Annotated in this window: 17 protein-coding genes; 6 read left to right on the top strand and 11 right to left on the bottom strand. The window is 64.9% G+C overall.

Going from position 1 to position 18443, the window contains the following annotated elements; translation table 11 throughout:
• On the top strand, positions 1-437 hold a 437-nt coding region (locus JNB62_RS13060; protein WP_220301327.1), incomplete at its 5' end, for a cell wall-binding repeat-containing protein.
• A gap of 92 nt (positions 438-529) precedes the next feature.
• Here the strand turns inward: JNB62_RS13060 and JNB62_RS13055 are convergent.
• On the bottom strand, positions 530-1471 hold the full coding sequence (locus JNB62_RS13055) for a glycosyltransferase domain-containing protein (RefSeq protein WP_220301326.1): 942 nt from the start codon (positions 1469-1471) through the stop codon (positions 530-532).
• Positions 1472-1663: 192 nt separating this feature from the next.
• On the opposite strand from JNB62_RS13055, the gene JNB62_RS13050 reads away from it, so the two are divergent.
• A complete protein-coding gene (locus JNB62_RS13050; RefSeq protein ID WP_220301324.1) occupies positions 1664-2605 on the top strand; it encodes a hypothetical protein in 942 nt (313 codons plus the stop codon).
• Here JNB62_RS13050 and JNB62_RS13045 read toward each other — a convergent pair.
• The 5 genes from JNB62_RS13045 to glf form a co-directional block, all read right to left on the bottom strand.
• Positions 2598-3827 carry an ABC transporter ATP-binding protein gene (locus JNB62_RS13045; RefSeq protein ID WP_308291804.1) on the bottom strand — a complete coding sequence of 410 codons (1230 nt, stop codon included), beginning with the start codon at positions 3825-3827 and terminating at the stop codon, positions 2598-2600. The genes JNB62_RS13050 and JNB62_RS13045 overlap by 8 nt on opposite strands.
• A gap of 2 nt (positions 3828-3829) precedes the next feature.
• Positions 3830-4738 carry an ABC transporter permease gene (locus tag JNB62_RS13040; RefSeq protein ID WP_308291803.1) on the bottom strand — a complete coding sequence of 303 codons (909 nt, stop codon included), beginning with the start codon at positions 4736-4738 and terminating at the stop codon, positions 3830-3832.
• A 79-nt stretch (positions 4739-4817) separates the two neighbouring features.
• On the bottom strand, positions 4818-5564 hold the full coding sequence (locus JNB62_RS13035) for an ABC transporter ATP-binding protein (protein ID WP_220301321.1): 747 nt from the start codon (positions 5562-5564) through the stop codon (positions 4818-4820).
• Positions 5564-6370 carry an ABC transporter permease gene (locus tag JNB62_RS13030; protein WP_220301320.1) on the bottom strand — a complete coding sequence of 269 codons (807 nt, stop codon included), beginning with the start codon at positions 6368-6370 and terminating at the stop codon, positions 5564-5566. The genes JNB62_RS13035 and JNB62_RS13030 overlap by 1 nt, the downstream gene beginning before the upstream one ends.
• 22 nt (positions 6371-6392) lie before the next feature.
• Positions 6393-7529, bottom strand: coding sequence for a UDP-galactopyranose mutase (gene glf / locus JNB62_RS13025; RefSeq protein ID WP_220301343.1), 1137 nt, complete (start codon positions 7527-7529; stop codon positions 6393-6395).
• 77 nt (positions 7530-7606) lie between these two features.
• On the opposite strand from glf, the gene JNB62_RS13020 reads away from it, so the two are divergent.
• From JNB62_RS13020 to JNB62_RS13010, 3 genes are read left to right on the top strand one after another with little or no spacing between them, the layout of a single operon-like run.
• Entirely contained in the window at positions 7607-8350 is a 744-nt protein-coding gene (locus tag JNB62_RS13020; protein WP_220301319.1) for a glycosyltransferase family 2 protein, read from the top strand.
• Positions 8347-8823, top strand: a complete 477-nt coding sequence (locus JNB62_RS13015) for a DUF2304 domain-containing protein (RefSeq protein WP_220301318.1) — start codon at positions 8347-8349, stop codon at positions 8821-8823. Before JNB62_RS13020 ends, JNB62_RS13015 begins: the two co-directional genes overlap by 4 nt.
• 40 nt (positions 8824-8863) lie before the next feature.
• A complete protein-coding gene (locus JNB62_RS13010) occupies positions 8864-10105 on the top strand; it encodes a lipopolysaccharide biosynthesis protein (protein WP_220301317.1) in 1242 nt (413 codons plus the stop codon).
• 5 nt (positions 10106-10110) lie between these two features.
• On the opposite strand, the gene JNB62_RS13005 is transcribed toward JNB62_RS13010, so the two are convergent.
• From JNB62_RS13005 to JNB62_RS12990, 4 genes are read right to left on the bottom strand one after another with little or no spacing between them, the layout of a single operon-like run.
• The gene (locus JNB62_RS13005) at positions 10111-11208 is read right to left on the bottom strand and encodes a glycosyltransferase family 4 protein (RefSeq protein WP_220301316.1); all 1098 of its coding nucleotides are present in this window, start codon (positions 11206-11208) and stop codon (positions 10111-10113) included.
• 7 nt (positions 11209-11215) lie between these two features.
• The gene (locus JNB62_RS13000) at positions 11216-13378 is read right to left on the bottom strand and encodes an acyltransferase family protein (protein ID WP_220301315.1); all 2163 of its coding nucleotides are present in this window, start codon (positions 13376-13378) and stop codon (positions 11216-11218) included.
• Positions 13375-14511, bottom strand: coding sequence for an NAD-dependent epimerase/dehydratase family protein (locus tag JNB62_RS12995; protein ID WP_220301314.1), 1137 nt, complete (start codon positions 14509-14511; stop codon positions 13375-13377). The genes JNB62_RS13000 and JNB62_RS12995 overlap by 4 nt, the downstream gene beginning before the upstream one ends.
• A 52-nt stretch (positions 14512-14563) precedes the next feature.
• Entirely contained in the window at positions 14564-15454 is an 891-nt protein-coding gene (locus tag JNB62_RS12990; protein WP_220301313.1) for a glycosyltransferase family 2 protein, read from the bottom strand.
• A 115-nt stretch (positions 15455-15569) separates the two neighbouring features.
• Here JNB62_RS12990 and JNB62_RS12985 point away from each other — a divergent pair, with 115 nt between their 5' ends.
• On the top strand, positions 15570-17543 hold the full coding sequence (locus tag JNB62_RS12985) for a DUF7657 domain-containing protein (protein WP_220301312.1): 1974 nt from the start codon (positions 15570-15572) through the stop codon (positions 17541-17543).
• Here the strand turns inward: JNB62_RS12985 and JNB62_RS12980 are convergent.
• On the bottom strand, positions 17513-18409 hold the full coding sequence (locus JNB62_RS12980) for a glycosyltransferase (protein ID WP_220301311.1): 897 nt from the start codon (positions 18407-18409) through the stop codon (positions 17513-17515). The genes JNB62_RS12985 and JNB62_RS12980 overlap by 31 nt on opposite strands.
• Positions 18410-18443 lie beyond the last annotated feature (34 nt).

The following is an 18443-nucleotide window of genomic DNA, read 5'->3' as shown; positions in this document are numbered from 1 at the left end:
TGCTCACCCAGCAAAACAGCATCCCCGGACAAGTGACTCAGGAACTGGCACGACTCCGCCCCGCCAAGATCATCATCCTCGGATCCGACGCCTCCATCACCGACAACGTCCTCACCCAAGCCGGCGCCTACGCGGACACGGTGGAGCGGACGGCTGGGGTAGACCGCTACGCCACCTCCGCAGCCGTCTCAGCGGCCACCTTCGAACCCGGAACACCCGTGGCCTACCTCGCCAACGGCGAAAAGTTCCCCGACGCGCTCTCCGGTGCCGCCGCCGCTGGACACCTCGGCGGTCCCGTCCTGCTCACCCAGCAAGACAGCATCCCCGGACAAGTGACTCAGGAACTGGCACGACTCCGCCCCGCCAAGATCATCATCCTCGGATCCGACGCCTCCATCACCGACAACGTCCTCACCCAAGCCGGCGCGATCAACTGAGACCTCCGCGCAATTCTTTGAGCGGCAGCCCAGTGAGCCCGCCGAAACAACAGAAGCCCGCAAGGGGGGCAACCGCGTGTCGGTCGCAGGAATCAGGACAGTCGGAATTTTCCTGCGATCGCCCTGCCGAGATTCCGGGTAGCCCCCAGAATCCCAGTGGTCTGCTTGAGGCTTGACTGGGTCGCCTCCAGCTGACTGCTCACGGCCTCGAACTGTCGCTGTGCGTCTGCGGCCCGTCGAAGCGCATCACGCTCGGATTCGAGCACATCGCGCGCCGAGCGCCCGTCAAAGTCGGACGTGAGCGCCTCGATCTGCCGATTCGCACGCCGCAGTTCAGCCAGCAGCGGGCCGGAAGGCAACATCGGAGCTTTACCCTGCGGTATGCGGCGCTGCGGGATCACCGGCCACTGGTGGTTTGGCGAGTCGAAGTTGTCGACGTCGAGCACTCGTACCGCGACGTCGTTCGATCGGAGAGCAACGACGACCGACAGCTGGTCACGTCGCGAGTACCGGAGCACATGGTTGGCCCACACCCGCATCGCGGCGGCGACGCGCGGAGTCCGACGACGAACCAGCATGCCGGTCCACAACGGGCGTGCCTCCAACACCTCAGGGTATTCGACGGAATAGTCCAGCAGTTGCTCATACACCCGCGCACGGTCATCGTATTGAAGACGCACGACTTCATCGAATTCATCGACGAGCTGTTCTCGGTAGGCATGGCCAGCAAGAGCGACCTCTTCCTCGTCTGTGAGCCAGTCCTCAACGATCTGCTCGGGTGACCTGCGCAAGAGCACCGACGCATCAATGTATAGCGTGACGTCGTACCCATCGAGCGATTCGTCCCCGAGGATCTTGAACAGTCGAGCACTCCGGACCGGGTCTTGCGGGAAGGCACGCTCGACGCGACGAATCTCCCAGGTCTCACTGCTCAAATCCGGATCGTCAGTGAAGCAAATGAAATCCGCGGTGCTCGACGCTGCGACCGGTTGCTCGATAAGCCCGTCATACTGTCCGATCAGCGCGGTGTACACGCAGATTCTCATCGAAGGTGACCCCTCTCGGTCGTGGGCCCTGCGCACTTCGGGTAGGCGGAGGGGACTCGTCGTGGCGGAGTTCGCGTCTATGCGATCAGCGCACGTCAACCGTACCGTGTGTACACCCGAGCTCTCTCTCACCGCTGTGGACGACCGATAAGCGTGACAGCCGTCGAGTACCGTAGATGGATGGACAGGGCGACTCGGATTCCGGCGGCCGCACGTGCACGAGCAGTCGCCCGTTCTCTCGCCGTCGCCGTCGGTGGGCTGCCGCACTCGGTCGGCACCGTGGACAGTCCGCCGCCTCACGTCGCCCGTGACATCACCAACCTGTGGCTGCGCAGCGCCCGATCCCACGAAGCAATAACTGACTCCACCTCGTCCGAGATCGTCACCATGACGACGCACGGAGAACGACTGCGCGATGTCTGGCTGGCGATCGAGTCGATCGGCCGCGGCACGGTGAAGCCGCACCGGCTGGTGCTGTGGCTCGATCGCCCCTTGAGGCGCATCCCCTGGCGCCTTCGCCGTCTGCAGCAGCGCGGCTTGGAAATCCGATTCGTCTCCCCTGGACTCGGCGTCCACACGAAGTATTGGCCGCTCCTGTCGTCCGAGCCCCTCGACCGCCCGCTGGTCATGAGCGACGACGACATCATCTATCCCCAGACGTGGCTCGAAGAGTTGCGCGGCGCGCACCAGGACTCACCTGGGTGCGTCATCGCCCATCGTGCACACGTCATCGGGATGTCATCAGAGTCCGCGTTCACTCCGTACTCGTCCTGGCGTCCCTGCGAGTCGGACGCAGCGCACTTCGCCCATTTCGCGACCTCCGTATCAGGGCAGCTCCTTCCGCCCCAACTGCAGAAGGCGATCCGCGACGACGGAGAGGGGTTCCTCCGCACCGCACCCACCGCCGACGACGTGTGGCTCCACTACGAAGCGGTCAAGCACGGTTTTGCCACGCGCCAGGTGCTCGACCGGCAGCAGCACTGGTGGTTCATCCCCGGCTCGCAGCAGACTGGTCTCAATGCTGTCAATGTCACGGGTGGCGAAAACGACCGTCAGTTGGCCGCGACTCACTCGGCCGAGACCCGGCGTCGAATCTGGGGCGAGCTCGCGACGATCAGGTGAGCGAGACGTCGGTATAGATGGTGCCGGTCTGACGCTCATCGGTGGGCACATAGAAGGCCGCGGCCTGCCATGCAACATCGAGCGAGCGTCCGTCGGCGTCCTGAAGATCGACGTTGACGAAGTACTGTCCGCCCGCAAACCGGACGTCGCTGAGACGGTAACCGATCTCGATCTCCCCAGCCGGCGCCGCCGGATGGCTCGTGCCGAGCCGACGGCTTCCGGTGCCGAACACCTGCTGCCCATTCGAGGTGTCGATGCTCACACTCGTATTCCACGCGTGGACGGGACGCGAATGCCTCACCTTGACGCGCAGCGTGACGGTGTCTCCAGGTGCGATGTCGCGAACGACTTCGCCGTCCTCGTTCTCGACGAACACCCCGAGAACCTCTCCATGCGCCGCCCTCTCCCCTGCCGCCTGCGCCGCGTGCTCGGACTCCTCGCGCTCCACGATCTGCTTGCGCTTTCCCTCGAGTATCTCGCGGTGGACGCGGGTCGCGTCGGCGGCAGAGCCCATGTAAGCGATCTCGCCGTCACGGAGCACGATTCCTTCGTCGCAGACCTCCATGACCTGCGCGGCCGAGTGCGAGACCAGGACGATGGTGCGCCCTTCCTTCTGGAACTGGCGGATCTTGTCCATGCATTTTCGCTGAAAGGCCTCGTCACCCACCGCTAGGACTTCGTCCACGAGCAGTAGATCAGGATCGGTGTGCACAGCCACCGCGAAGGCAAGGCGCACGTACATGCCCGAGGAGTAGAACTTCACCTGGGTGTCGATGAATGGGCCGATCTCGGAGAAGGCGACGATGCTCTCGAAGGCCGCATCGGTCTGCTCCCGCGACAGCCCGAGGACCGCGGCGTTGAGGTAGATGTTGTCCCGGCCCGACAGGTCAGGGTGGAAACCCGCGCCAAGCTCGAGCAGCGCGGCGAGCCGTCCGCGGCGGCGGACGCTTCCGGACGACGGATCGATGATGCCGCCGATGACCTTCAACAGGGTGCTCTTACCCGACCCGTTGGTCCCGATCAGGCCGATGGTTCGCCCCGCCGGGATGGAGAAGGACACATCGTTCAATGCGCGGAACTGCTCTTGGTGGGCGCGTCCTCTCCGCCCCAGGGTGACGACCCGCTCCTTGAGAGAGTTGTCCTTGCGGATGACGAACGTTTTTGACACGGAGTCGACCACGACGATGTCGGGTGCGGTGGCAGCAGCGTTGACGGAAGACACGGTCAGAGCTCCTGTGCGAAGTTGCCCTGCAGGCGTGCGAAAGCACGCTGGCATATCCAGAACAAGAACAGGCCGACGACAACGGCGACGAGCATTCTCAGCTCGAGATGGGGCGGATAGTCGGCGGCTGTGCCGGCGGCCCAGAATGTCCGATGGAAGCCGAGCACCGCCAGAGTGATCGGGTTGTTGGTATAGACCTCAAGGAGCCACTGCGGCAATCCGAACTGAGCGAAGACGTCCTTGACCATGGTCCAGCCGTAGACGATCGGCGAAGCCCACAGCGCGAGCATGAGAACGATCTGCGTCAGGTACTGGATGTCACGCAGGTAGACGTTCAGCGATGACAGCAGGAGCCCGAGTGCCGCGGCGTAGACGACTATCAACAGCACGGATGGGACGAAGTACACCAGCCCGCCGAGCGAGGGGGGCGTCAGCAGGATCAAGCAGGCTGCGGTCAGCACGAGGACCTGCATGCTGAACGTGAACAGGGCGGAGCCGATCGATGCAAGGGGGAACACCTCGCGAGGCACGTACACCTTCTTGACCAAACCGGCGTTTGCGACGATCGAGGCAGTCATGCCCGTCATCGTCTCTGAGAACAGTCCGAAGATGGTCAATCCCGAAAAGACGTAGATCGCGAAGTTGTCGATCCCACGCGCTGCACCGAGGATCTGCCCCATCACCAGGTAGTAGATGAGGAGTTGCACGATCGGATTGATAAGTGTCCACAACAGACCGAGCGCGCTGTCCTTATAGCGCGCCTTGATGTCACGGCGCACGAGCAGAGCGAGCAATTGCCGGTGCGACAGGACAGCGCGCAGCGATGCCCAGGTACCCCGGCCCGATGCGCCCGTGGGGATCATGGGCTCGTCGCGGAGGCGCTCGAACCGAACGAGAGCACTGTCAGTCACGATAGCTCCGCACTCCCTTTCGACAACAGCCCACAACTATACCTGCGTGCGCCTGGGAGCGACGCCAGGGCCGCGCCCCTCAGCCGACGGGATAATCAGCGTTGTAGCGATCCAGAACTTCGCCGATCGGGGCATCCATCGCCAATCGGTGCTTATCCAGGTAAAGACCGCGGGTGCAGAACCGGCGCAGGTCCCGCTCACTGTGCGACACGAAGAACAGTGTGCGGCCATCGGCAAGCAGCTCGTCGATGCGTGTGTAGCACTTCTCGCGGAATGCCTTGTCGCCCACGGCGAGCACCTCGTCGACGAGCAGGATCGGCTCTTCCAGCTGGGACACCACCGAGAATGCGAGGCGCACCTTCATGCCGTTGCTGAGATGCTTGTAGGGCGTGTCGACGAAGTCCTCCAGCTCGGCGAAGTCGATGATCCCGTCGAACCGGCGTGCCACCTCCGCCTTCGACATTCCGTGCAGGCCTGCCGTGAGCCGGACGTTCTCACGCACGGTGAGATCTCCTACGAATCCGCCCGTGATCTCGATGAGCGGCGCGACACCCCCGTTGACGGATACCGTGCCCTCATCCGGGAGGAGAACGCCCGCGACGAGCTTCAGCAGAGTCGACTTGCCCTGCCCGTTACGTCCCACGACGCCGATGGACTCTCCGGGTCGGACATCGAAACTGACGTCGCGCAGCGCCCAGAACTCGCCCGGCTTCGAGCGGCGGGTCGAGTCTGAGAACAGATCCTTGATGCTGCGGCGTCCGCGCCGGTTGCGCCGGAAGCGCACGCCGAGGCCCTGCACCTCGATGGCGAGATCGGATGCCGCCATCACAGCTCCTTCAGGACGGGACGTTCGAGGCGCCGGAACACGAAGATGCCCAGCGCGAGGAACAGGAACGACATCACGGCGCCGATGCCGATGACCCACGGATCCCACTCGCCGGCGAAGAAACCCACGCGGTACAGCGCGAAGATTCCAGCCAGCGGGTTGAACGCGGCGAGCGTCTCGAACACGCCAGGCAGGTCCTCCACGCCGTAGATCACGGGCGACGCGTAGAACAGAGCGCGCAGGATGAGCTTCGTTGTGCGCTCGAGGTCGTTCCACAGCACGCACAGCGGCGCGACGAGGAGGCCGAGGCCGACGAGCAGCACCGTCTGGAGCAGGACGGCGACGGGGATCCACAGGAGTCCCCAGTTCACCTGCGCTGGATAATCCGTGAAGTACGAGATCACGACGAACAGCGCGAGCACCGGCAGCGAGCAGAGGAACTCGATGCCCTTGCTCAGCACGATCCGATTGACCCAGATCGACCGCGGGATCGCCGTCGATCGCACCAGGCGTGCGTCCCGGTTGAACGCGCGCGTGAAGTCCGATACCGACGAGTTGAACCACACCCACGGCAACAGCGCCGTGATCAGGAACACGATGTACGGCTCGTATCCGACCGTGCGGTGGAACACCTGCGTGAACACGAACCAGTAGATCGCGCTCATCACGAGCGGATCGAGCACCGACCAGAGGTACCCGAGCGCACTTGTCGAGTACCGGACCTTGAGGTCGCGCGCCGACAGTAGCCACAGCGAGTGCAGGTAGCGCCGGGGCGATCCGGGGGCGCCGACGGCGGCAGTGGTCACACCTAGATCCTATGCGGCCCGCTCACGCCAACTGGTTTTTCCACATCGAGAGGGCGGACCCGATCGCCATGTGCATGTCGAGGTACTGATAGGTTCCGAGCCTCCCGCCGAACAGCACGTTCCGCTCGCCCTTGGCCAGTTCGCGGTACGACAGGAGGCCGGCGCGGTCATCCGCCGTGTTCACCGGGTAGTACGGCTCGTCGTCACGCGACGCGAAACGTGAGAACTCGCGCATGATGACGGTCTTGTTGGCCGGATATCGCTCGGCACGCTCTGGGTGGAAGTGCTTGAACTCATGGATGCGCGTGTACGGAACGTCAGCATCCGCGTAGTTCATCACGGGAGTCCCCTGGAAATCGCCGACCTCGAGCACCTCCTGCTCGAAGTCGAGCGTCCGCCACGAGAGCGCGCCCTCGGCGTAATTGAAGTAGCGATCGACCGGCCCGGTATAGACGATCGGCACCTGGCCGACCGTTGCCTTCTTATTGAGCGGCTGCGACTCGTCGAAGAAGTCGGTGTCCAGCTTGACGTCGATGTTGTCGTGGTCCGCCATGCGCTCCAGCCAGGCGGTGTAGCCGTCCGTAGGGAGACCTTCCCACGTGTCGTTGAAGTAGCGGTTGTCGTAGTTGTAGCGCACTGGCAGCCGGCTGATCACCTCGGCAGGCAGATCCTTGGGATCCGTCTGCCACTGCTTGCCGGTGTAGTCGCGGATGAACGCCTCGTACAGGGGCCGCCCGATCAGCGAGATCCCCTTCTCCTCCAGGTTGGCGGCATCCTTCGCGTCGTACTCGCCCGCCAGCTCATGCACCAGCGCCCGCGCCTGGTCGGGTGAGTAGGCCGCCTGGAAGAACTGATTGATCGTGCCGAGGTTGATCGGCAGCGGGTAGACCACGCCCTTGTGGTTCGTATACACGCGGTGGACGTAGTTCGTGAACGACGTGAAGCGGTTGACGTACTCCCACACGCCCGGGTTCGAGGTGTGGAACAGGTGCGCCCCGTACTGGTGCACCTCGATGCCCGTCGTCGGCTCGGGAGAGCTGTAGGCGTTGCCGCCGATGTGCGGCCGGCGGTCGATGACGGTGACCTTGCGACCGGATGCCGCCGCCCGCTCCGCAATGGTGAGCCCGAAGAGACCGGAGCCGACGATGAGCAGGTCGATTTCCACTGCGGGTCCCTCTGGTCGAAGACATGGACCTCCTCAGCGTAACCACCACTGCCTAGTAGGCTGTAACCGCCATGCACACGTCCCCCGAACCGACGCTGATCATCGTTCCCGCGTGGAACGAGGAGCGCAACGTCGGCAACACGGTGCGCGAAATCGCGCGAGCCCATCCCGAGTACGACATCGCCGTCGTCGACGACGGGTCCACTGATGCCACCGCCGATGTCGCGCGGGCGGCAGGCGCGACAGTGCTCTCGCTGCCATACAACCTCGGCGTCGGCGGAGCCATGCGGACTGGTTACACCTACGCCCAGCGCTGCGGGTACAGCCGCGCGATCCAGGTCGACGCGGACGGCCAGCACAATCCGTCCGACATAGAACGAGTGCTTGCCGGACTCGACTCCGCAGACATCTCCATCGGCGCTCGCTTCGATGGCGTCGGCGACTACGATGTCCGAGGCCCTCGCAGATGGGCGATGCGGTTCCTGGCATCCGTCCTCTCGCGCGTTGCCAAGACCCGACTCACGGACGTGACGAGCGGGTTTCGCGCGGCCGGTCCGCGCGCGATAGCGCAGTACGTGAGCTACTACCCGGCCGAGTACTTCGGCGACACTCTGGACTCGCTCGTGGCCGCGTGCCACGCGGGACTCACCGTCACTCAAGTGCCGGTCGCAATGCGACCCCGGGCGCACGGCAACCCCAGCCAGGGCACCATCGGTTCGATCAAATATCTGGCCCGTGCAGCGTTCGCGCTGATACTGGCCGTCATGCGCCGCCCCATGGGCCGGCGTGCAGCCGAGCAGGAGGCGACGGCGTGATCATCGCTCTCGGAATCGTCATCGCCCTGGGAATCCTGAGTTTCGTCATGTGGCTGCTCCTGACGCGGCGGCTGCGTGAGAAGTACGCCGTCCTGTGGCTTGTGATCGCTCTGGCTGTGCTGATCCTCGGAATCTTCCCCGAGCTCCTGTTCGGCCTCACCCGACTTCTCGGAGTGGCCGTTCCAGCCAACCTGCTGTTCGCACTCGCGACCCTGCTCCTCATCGGTGTTTCGCTCCACCTCTCCTGGGAGCTCTCCCAGGTGGAAGATGAGACGCGTCGGCTGGCCGAAGAGGTGGCTATCCTGCATGCCCGCCTCGATGGCATCGCTCCTGACGGCCGCGACGCTGCCGGCGCATCGCATGCAGATCCGTCGACCGAGAGCGCCTCGCAGCCCACAGATGCCTTGCGCCGTGACGATGCCGAGATGACGGAAGCGGCCGTGTCCTCCCAGACCGACCGCCCCGATGAGTGAGCCCTCGTCGTCGCGTGGAGCGGCATCGGGTCGCCGGGGATTGGCGTATGTCCTCGCGGCCACAGCGATCGCTGGCGCCATCGGTTACATCATTCAGGCGCTCGTCCCGGGATTCGTCGCAGCCTCAGAGTACGTAGCCTTCAGCGTCTTCTGGTCGATCGTCTACCTCGTCGTGTCGGCGTTGGCGGGCCTGCAACAGGAGGTGACCCGGGCGACTCACATACGCGCCGCCGAGGAGCGGCCCGCGTGGCGAGCGATCGCCGCGTTCGGCCTCTGCGCGAGCGCGGTCGCCCTCGTGCTCATCGGAGCGAGCTCGCCGCTGTGGGCCCCGTCCCTGTTCGGCGCAGAAGGCGCACCCTTGGTGTTGGCGCTCCTTGTCGCCACCGTCGGATACTGTTTCGTCGCTCTCCTCAGCGGCGCCTTGTACGGCGTGCGCGACTGGGGCGGAGTCGCCGCCATGACAGTGACCGACTCAGCGATCCGGCTCTGCCTCATCTGCGTCGCGCTCGCGCTCGGCGCCGGCACCATCGCGCTCGGGTGGGCGGTCGCTTTGCCGTTCGCGATCGCGATCGTCGGAGTATGGCTTTTCACCGGGCGTAGGGTGCGGCGCGATGCGGCGATCGACGTGGGATTGCGCGGACTCTCGCGCAACAGCGTCTCGACGGTGCTCGCCTCCACGGCGACCGGTCTGATGATCAGCGGCCTGCCGTTCCTGCTGGGTATCACCCGCCAGAGCGTCACCCCTGGCCTGCTTGCATCGCTCATCCTCGTGATCACGCTCACACGCGCTCCCCTGGTCATCCCTCTGCTGGCGCTTCAGAGCTACCTCGTCGTGACCTTCCGTGATCACCCCATCTCGGCGCGACGGCGCGTGTTGGTCTGGAGCGGTGCTCTTCTCGGTGCATCGTCCGTCCTCGCCGTAGCCGCCATCTGGGTCGGGCCCTGGGTCATCCAGCTGCTCTATGGCGATCGGTACGCACTGCCCCCTGCGGCCTACGCGTTCATCGTGCTGAGCGCTGGTCTGACCGGGCTCCTTTGCATCACGGGTCCTGCGGTCCTCGCTGCAGGACACCACGGCTGGTACCTCGCAGGGTGGGCCGCCGCCTCTGTGGCGTTGGTGGTGCTTCTGAGCGTGCCCATCGCCCGCCCTCAAGGGATTCTGGTCGCTCTGGTCGCGGCGCCGCTCATCGGCGTGGGCGTGCACGCCCTGGGCCTTCGTTCACACAGCGACGCGACCGCGTCGCGACAGGAACCGACGGAGACGTCCGACCCGGCGACATGACCGGTTCAGTGTCGACCCAGCACCTTGTCGAACACTGACAGCGTCTCGCTTGCCGTTCGATCCCATGAGAACCCGGCTGCCTGGGCGTACCCCGCCCGGACCATCTGAGCTCGCAAAGCGGCGTTCGTGACCACATCGGTGATCGCGCGCGCGACATCCGCGTCATCCGTCGGGTCGAAGTAGTGCGCGGCGTCACCGCCCACGTAGCGGTGCACATCGATGTCGCTCAGGAGCGTCGGGATACCGGCAGCCATCGCCTCGATGGTGGGTAGCGAGAATCCTTCGGCGAAGGAGGGGATGGCCAGCGCCGTCGCGACGGAGTAGAGACGGGCGACTTCCTCATCGTTGACCCATCCCCGTAGGTCAACCCAATCGGCGACCCCATACTCGTCGACGATTGGCGTGAGGGGGTCCTCCCCGCGCCCACCGGTGATCACGATCCGCGCCCGCTTGTCTTCCGGGATCAGAGCCGTCGCGCGAATGAGTGCGGCCCAGTTTTTGTGAGGACGACGATTGCCCATTGCGAGGATGAGCGGACCCTCTTCGCCGGCACGCGCACGCTCGACACCCTTGGGCGCTGAACCCGCGAGCGGTACCACGTCGATTCGCTCGCCCGGCACGTGAAGGTACTTCGTGATCTCGCTCGCGGAGGTGGGGCTGATCGTCACGATTCGGGCGGCGTTCCGAGACGCCTGCTTCTCCATCCACTTCACCGGCTCGGTGTAGAGCGGCGTCGACATGTGCTCCGGATGGCTGAAATAGAGCACGTCGTGAATCGTGAGCACCGTGGGCACTGAAGCCCTGCGAGGGCCGAGTGTCGCGGGTGCGTGGATCAGATCGACCCGCTCCCGGGAAGCGGCACGGGAGACCTGCGTCAGCTCTCCCCACGCCCATTCGAACCGGTTCTCTCCGCTGATCCCTGATTCGACAATCCGGCCGGGGAACCAGGAAGTATCGAGTGCGGCGCCTTCGCGGCTAACGAAGCCGACGAACTCGTACCCGGCGGGGGCGCGCCCGATGGCAGCGTAGAGCTCGCGGGTGTACGTCTCCATCCCACCCTTGGTGCCGGTGAATGACAACAGATCGACGAGAACTCGGGGCATTACAAACTCACTGTCCCTTGCCTGCGGTGGGCTCCAGCGGGGCTCCGTCGAGGATGGCCGGACCGAGGTACGGCATCAACGACCGGGCGAAACTCTCGCTGATGTGGTTATCGTCGGCATAAGCCACGACATCGCCGACCAACTGGTAGCACCGGTCTGAGTCGCAGAGCGCAGCCCGCGAGTCGACGGTGCGGATCCGACCACCTAGTTTCTCTGCCGCCACGCTGTGCGGCACCGGCGGATACCCGTCTGCGAGTGCGACGCTGCAATCGGCCATCGGATCATGTGTCTGGGCGATGCAGGTCGGAACGTCTGTACCCGAGGTCCGCGGGAAGTCATGCAGCAGGATCACGTTCTTGCCGGAGTCGGCGACGCGGCCGAGTGTCTGGATGATGTCGTCAGAGGTCAACTGCACGGCGCCCGGGTACGCGGGTGTCGCGTAGGCGGATTCGTATGACGTGTACAGCACGGTGTCGATGTCGGTGCGCGACGAAATCTCGTCGGTGACACGCGCCGACCACTCGGCGCATGCAGCTTCCATCTCCGGGGTCTGCGCGCGCAGGCCGATGGGCGTCGGCGACAGGCCGGGGCAGCCGAACCGGGTGAAGGTGACGAGCTTCCATCCGCGTTCGCGAAGGTACTCGCCAAGCGGATTGGTCAGTGCTGCAGCGTGAGAGTCGCCGACGATCGCCATGGTGCCGTTCGTGCCCGCGGTATCGCCGAACGTGCAGGTCCGCCAATCCTCGTCGAACCATGTGAGGCACCAGTCCTTGTCAAGGTCCTTATATGGCAGGACGGGGTTGCTGCCGGCTGTCGGCTGGAACGGATCAGCGCAGTCCGACGTTCCCAAGGTTGCATTCGCCCCCACGCATCCGCTCTCATCGGTGATCGCGGCCGCGCGCTCTGCTTCCGCAGCGGCGGCGGCCTGGGCGCGGTCGTTCACGACGAACAACGACGCTGAGATGAGGATCGTCGCACCGAGGGCTGCGAGCAGGAATGAAGGCCACACCGGCTTTGCCCGCCTACCCACGCGGCGGATCGGGTCTTCGATAGTGATCTTCGTCAGCCATGCCAGCCCGATGGCAACCGCCAGAATCACCAGCCCTTCGACCGTGGTGTGGCGTCGCTCGACGACGATCGCGAATCCGATGATCAACGGCCAGTGCCACAGATACAGCGAGTACGAGATGTCGCCGAAGAACTGCACTGGTCGCCATTGGACAGCCACTGCGAACGGACGGGCGCGAGGGAGACCACCGGCGATGACGAGCAGCGTTCCCACCACCGGGATTCCCGCCCAGCCGCTGGGAAACGGCGTGGACGAGTTCATGAGGAGCCCGGATGCGAAGATCAACGCCATGCCGGCGATGAACGGGAGGCCCGCGAAACCGACCAGACGATGCCCGCGGAAGGTCTCGATCCGGTCCCGGAAAGTGACGATGACGAGGGCGAGCAGGCCACCCGCCGCGAACTCCCACGCGCGAGTGAAGGTGTCGAAGTAGGCGTGAGCAGGAAGGAGGCGCGTCTCGACGACCGAGAAGATGAACGATCCGACCGCGACGGCGATCATCACGATCCACAGGCCGCGGACCCTGGCGGCGTCGGTGGACCCGCTTCTGCGCGCGGCGAGCTTGCCCACCACGAGGGCGGTACTGATGAGCAGCAGCGGCCACAGGATGTAGAACTGCTCCTCCACCGACAGCGACCAGTAGTGCTGCACGATCGTGGGAGCGTTGTCACGTGCGAGGTAGTCGACGGAGTCGATCGCAAGAACCCAGTTCTCGACGTACGCCGATGCGGCGCCGATCTGCTTGAAGGTGTCTGAGGCGACGGTGACCGGTGTGTAGAGGAGGGTGAAGATCCAGCATGCCGCGAGCACGAACAGCGACGCGGGCAGGAGCCGCCAGATGCGGTTAGCCCAGAATCGGGAAATTCTGATCGTGCCCCGCGTCAGCAGCGAACTCAGCAGATGGGACGTGATCAGGAAACCGGAAATGGCGAAGAACACGTCGACGCCGACGAACCCGCCCGGCAGCTTGCCCGGGTATATGTGGTAGACGACGACCAGCAGTACGGCGACGGCGCGCAGTGCCTGCACTTCGGGCAGGAACGCCCGCGGCTCGCTCTTTCGATCGACGCGACCTGTTCGAGTGGCCTCGGCAACCGTCATTTCAGGAGGTTCCGTGTGGCCATCTCGCTGAGCGAGCGCTCGTATGACCCACCCTCCACCGGCTCGGTCACCACCCAGTCCGCGAATCTCTTCACACCCTCTTCGAACGAGACCCGCGGCCGGAAATCCAGAACGTCGGCGAGCCGCGTCACGTCGGCGACGTTGTGGCGGATGTCACCGAGTCGGTAGTTTCCCGAGACCCTTGACGAGACGTTCCGGCCGTACGCAGCGGCGAGGGCCTCGACCACGTCGTTCACGGTGGTGGCAACGCCCGAGCCGACGTTCATCACCTGTCCCGCGGCAGCGGGAGTGATGGCGGCAAGGAAGGTGGCTTCGACCACGTCGTCGATGTAGACGAAGTCGCGGCTCTCGAGACCGTCTTCGAAGATGTTGATCTGCTTGTCCTGCCGAATGAGGGTGGAGAAGATCGACAGGATGCCGGTATACGGATTCTTGAGCGACTGCCCCGGACCGTACACGTTCTGGTAGCGAAGCGAAACCGGCTCGATGCCCAGCGTCGGGCAGACCGTCATGATGAGTGACTCCTGCATCTGCTTCGTGATCCCGTAGACACTCGACGGGTGCAGCTTCGCCTCCTCGGTGGTGGGCACCATGTCGAGGGGCCCCTCCCCGGACATATGCACGGCGAAGTCACCGGCCGCCATGTCCGCGTCGGCTCGATGCGGCGGATAGACGATCCGCCCGTCTTCCGTCCTGTAGGCACCCTCCCCGTAGATGGACCGCGACGATGCGATCACGACGCGATCGACCGAGTGCGGCTCGTTCGCCAGGATGTCCAGGAGCTTCGCCGTACCGCCGACGTTCGCCTCGGTGTAACGGTCGATCTCATACATCGACTGCCCGGTGCCCGTTTCTGCGGCCAGATGGACGACGATCTCGGCGCCGTCGAGCGCGCTTCGGATGTCATCAGCCGAGGTGACGGTACCGCGGACGACGGTGGCGACACCGTCGAGGCTCCGCAGGAGCGGGGACGTACGCTCCGGGTCGTCGCCATGCACCTGGGCGATCAGTGAGTCGAGCACCGTCACGCGGTGACCGTCGGCAGCGAAACGCGCGGCGAGGCGCGTGCCGATAAAACCGGCGCCTCCCGTGATCAGGACGTTCTTGGGCATGACGAAGTTCCTTGGATGCTCGTCCCGCCATCACGAATGCGCGGACAGAGCGCTAGACAGCGAAAATATGGGCGATGGTCGATTCTACCCCGGCCCTGTTGCCGTGCCGGATGACCGAGGGAAGCTCCGCCGCTGCGTGTAGCCGCGACATCGCACGGAGTCGAGCGGCTCGTGCTGTGCGCTTCCAGCGCTGCGACAGGGCGAGTCGGCGCGCCTCCGCATAGTACGTCCGTTCGTCCCGGAAGCGCCGCCCATCCAGCAGCGTCTTCTGGGAGGCGCTGCCGCCGTGTCGCCGGTATGAGAACGCGACCTCGGGGTTGAAGGCGAGCGTCCCACCTTGGAAAGCGATGTCCATCAGCAGCGCGAGGTCCTGGATGATCGGGAGTCCATCGCGGAAATCGATGCGTCTCAGCGTCTCGGTCCGGAAGGTCAACGAGGGCCAGTAGAGCCAGTCGCCGCGGATGAGACTCGTGGCCATCGCCTCGCCGGACAGCACCGCGATCCCCGACCCACCCCGGGGCGCAAGAAGACCGGACTTGACACGGTCGACCAACGGACGGACGCTTCGGCCGGTTTCGTCGATGACTACGACCCCGGGCTGGACGACGTCGGCATGCGGCACTGCCTGCAGCGTGCGTCGCACCACGGCCAGGTAGTTCGGGTGGACAAGATCGTCGCAGCCCAGAATCGTGATGTGGTCGGCCGTCGCTCGGCGGATCGCCTCGCGGTAGTTGTCGGTGATGCCCAGGTTCCGCTCATTGCGGACGTACTCCACCCGATCGTCCGACAGTCGCTCGAAATACGCGGGAACGGAGTCATCCGGGTAGCAGTCATCCAGGATGATGAGGCGCCAGTCCCGGTCGTTCATCGCCCGCACCGATTCGACGGTCGCGAACAAAAGGGCCGGGTCACCCCAGAAGGGCACGAAAATCTCGGCAGTCACGCCGCACGAGTCTAGCCCAGTCGTCCGAACACCTCGTGTTAGCTTGTGTTGCCCCCACGCTCGGGCTTACTGCTCGCTCGAGAGGACCGCTGTGTCAGCACCCCCCATTTTCACCATGACCGCGCCCCGCGCCCCGTCACCTCCCGAAGATCTCTCAGCCCGGAGGCGTCGACGACTCGGCTTCCTGGTCTTCGCAGTTCCGACTCTGCTCTACCTTTCCCTCATCTTGCTCGGAGCGACGACGTCCAACATCGGCATCAGTGCTCTGCGTGAGGATCCGCAGCATCCTCTCGGGTTTCACCTCGGTGGCTACCAGAGCGTTCGGGCGGACGAGTTCGGCACCGGGTCCCCCATCTGGCTGGGGCAGATCACCCGCCACGGCGATTCAGCAGTACTTCCATTGAGCGCTTCGGGCGATCTGTTCGCCCAATTGCCCACTGGACCGGTCTCCGACCTGGTCTTCTTTGAGAGCACACTCTTCCACCTGGCGCCGCTTGTGCCCGCCGAGATGCTCTTCGCGCTCAAATGGTGGCTCCCGAGCTACCTGCTGTTCCTCGGCGTACCCGTGCTGTTCCGAGCGATCTCGGGACAGCTACGGTGGGGATATCTCGCAGCGGTCGTCGTCGCCGCGTCTCCGGCAACGGCGTGGTGGTCGGGAATTCCAGTCAACACAATGGGCTTCGTCGCGGCAGGTTGCGCCCTCGCAGTGCACGGTTCACGCGCTCTGTCTTCTCGCAGGTGGCTAGTGAGCGCATGCGCTTTCGTTGTCGCAGGCATCCTGCTGGCGCGGACACCGACGTACTACCAGCCGACGGCGATCGTTGTGGGTCTGCCCATCGTGCTCGCGACTGCAGTGGTGATCCTAACGGACCGGTCGCCCCTCCGAGCGCGGATCGCCGCGATCGCAGCCGTGACCGCTTCCGGCCTGGCATGGACGGCAGCGCTGTTCTGGGAGAGCCGCGACGCGATCGCGGCGGGCCTGTCGACGGTCTATCCCGGACTGCGGCAGAGCGGTGGGCAGGCACTGGACCCGGGTTTCGTGTTCGGCGCGACGAACCTCGGCTGGCTGCGGTTCCAAACCGTCGGTGCGAGCTCAAATCAGTCGGAAGTCACCACCTCCTACCTCGCTCTCGCCGCCGCGGTCATCGTCGTTCTCCTGACGGGACGCCTGCGCGGTGGCGCGCGCTCGCGATGGGTCGTCCTCGCGGTATTGGTTCCGACACTGTTCTGGGCCGCCTGGGCGCTCGTGAGCTGGGGCGAGTGGAGCGCGGCGATCCCACTGATCAATCGGGTCCCCGCGAACCGCGCCGCGATGGGTGTGGGATACCTCGCTGTCGTGGCGTTCTGCATCACTTTGTCGCTGTACCGCGGCACCACTCCCGGCCAGCGCCTCGTCACAGGGGCGGCTTCCGGCGTCTCGGTCGCAGCCCTGTCCGTCTGGGGCGGTATCTCGCTGCTGACCTCCGGGCTGATCTCTGAACTCGCTCCCTGGATGGTCGCACTGTCCGCCGTCGTGTCGGGGCTTGTCGTCTTCGTCCTCGTCTACTGGCCCGGACGGGCATGGTCCATGCTGGCGGGCGGCGCGGCCGCGGTCGCCGTGACCATCACTGCGCAACCGCTGACCCTCGGCCTCGGCGACCTCAGAGAGAGTCCATCCGCACAGCAGTTGCTCTCTTGGGGCGAGACGAGTAGGCACGACGGAACCCTGTGGGCGGCCGACTCCGCCGAGATGGTGTCGCTCATGACGGCCACCGCCGTGCCGTCGCTCAGCTATCGACAGCAGATCGGACCAAACAGCGAGCGATGGGAACTGCTGGATCCGACGCGGGCTCACGAGTCGATGTGGAACCGTGGCGGTACTCACATCGAATTCGACTGGGCCGACTCGGGGATCGACTTCGAACAGCCTTTCGCCGACACAGTCGTCGTGAGAGCGTCACCGTGTGTCGTCCAGGAACGAATCGCAGAGCTGCGCCACGTCGTCTCGATCCGACCACTCGACGCGTCCTGCCTCGTCGCGGCCGGCCGGCTCACCTGGTCAGGACGGACCCAGTATGTCTATGACGTGGTTCCCGCGCCCGCGCCCTGATCCCGATGCCTTGCGTCGTAACGGAGGCCGTCCCGCGCACCGCGGAGGAAGGCCCCCACCTTGCGACCCCTGTCGCGTTCGAACAGAAGCACCTTCGCCCATGCCTTGACCATGTACGACAGATCCTCCCAGAACCAGCCACCGAATCCGTATCGGCGGACCAGGATCAGGCGATTCCTGGACATGTAATACTGCCGCATGGGTGAGTAGTCGGCTACGAAGAAGTCGCGTCCGAAGATGCGCCGCGGGACGGCTCCGCCGAAGCGATGGTCGAGAACGACGTCGAACGCTTTCAGGTTCTTGAGTCCGCGTCGCTCCGCACGCAGGCTGATGTCATGGTCGACGTAGTCGATGAAAAGACCCTCGTCGTGAAGGCCGATCCGCTCGACCACCTCCCGGGAGAACAGCGCTCCTGAGCTGATGAGCGTCGAGCGCACGCCGACCCCCGAGCCCCGCTCACGCCGGAACTCGTGACCAGTGACCCCTGAGCGCAGTGCCGGTCCTACGATCCCGGCCCCCGCTCCGAACGACCGGTAAGCATCGACGAGCCCCTGCACGAGTCCGGGCGGTGCGGTGCTGTCCTGATCGAAGATCACCGTGTAACGGTGGCCCGCATCGAAGAGTCTCCGCATGCCTGCATTGAATCCCGCGGCTACCCCGAGGTTGCCGGGCAGATCCACGACCTCGACCCCCGCGATCCCGCGCAGCTCGTCGAACAGTCGGGGTTCGGCGGCCGGCGAGTTGTTCACCACAACGACGGCGGACACCTGCGGAACCAGCGCGAGCACGTTGTCCACGAGCGATGCATCAGGATGATAGGCCAGCACGACCGCACCGACGTTCTGGTCATCGTCGGCATCCGTCATGTGCTCCATTCTCCCAGATGCAGCCGGCTCCGTT

The sequence above is a fragment of the Microbacterium jejuense genome (assembly GCF_019511665.1).
GTDB classification, from domain to species: Bacteria; Actinomycetota; Actinomycetes; order Actinomycetales; family Microbacteriaceae; genus Microbacterium; species Microbacterium jejuense_A.
The sequence above is the reverse complement of the archived record's forward strand: the minus strand, read 5'-3'. Positions and strand labels throughout refer to the sequence as shown.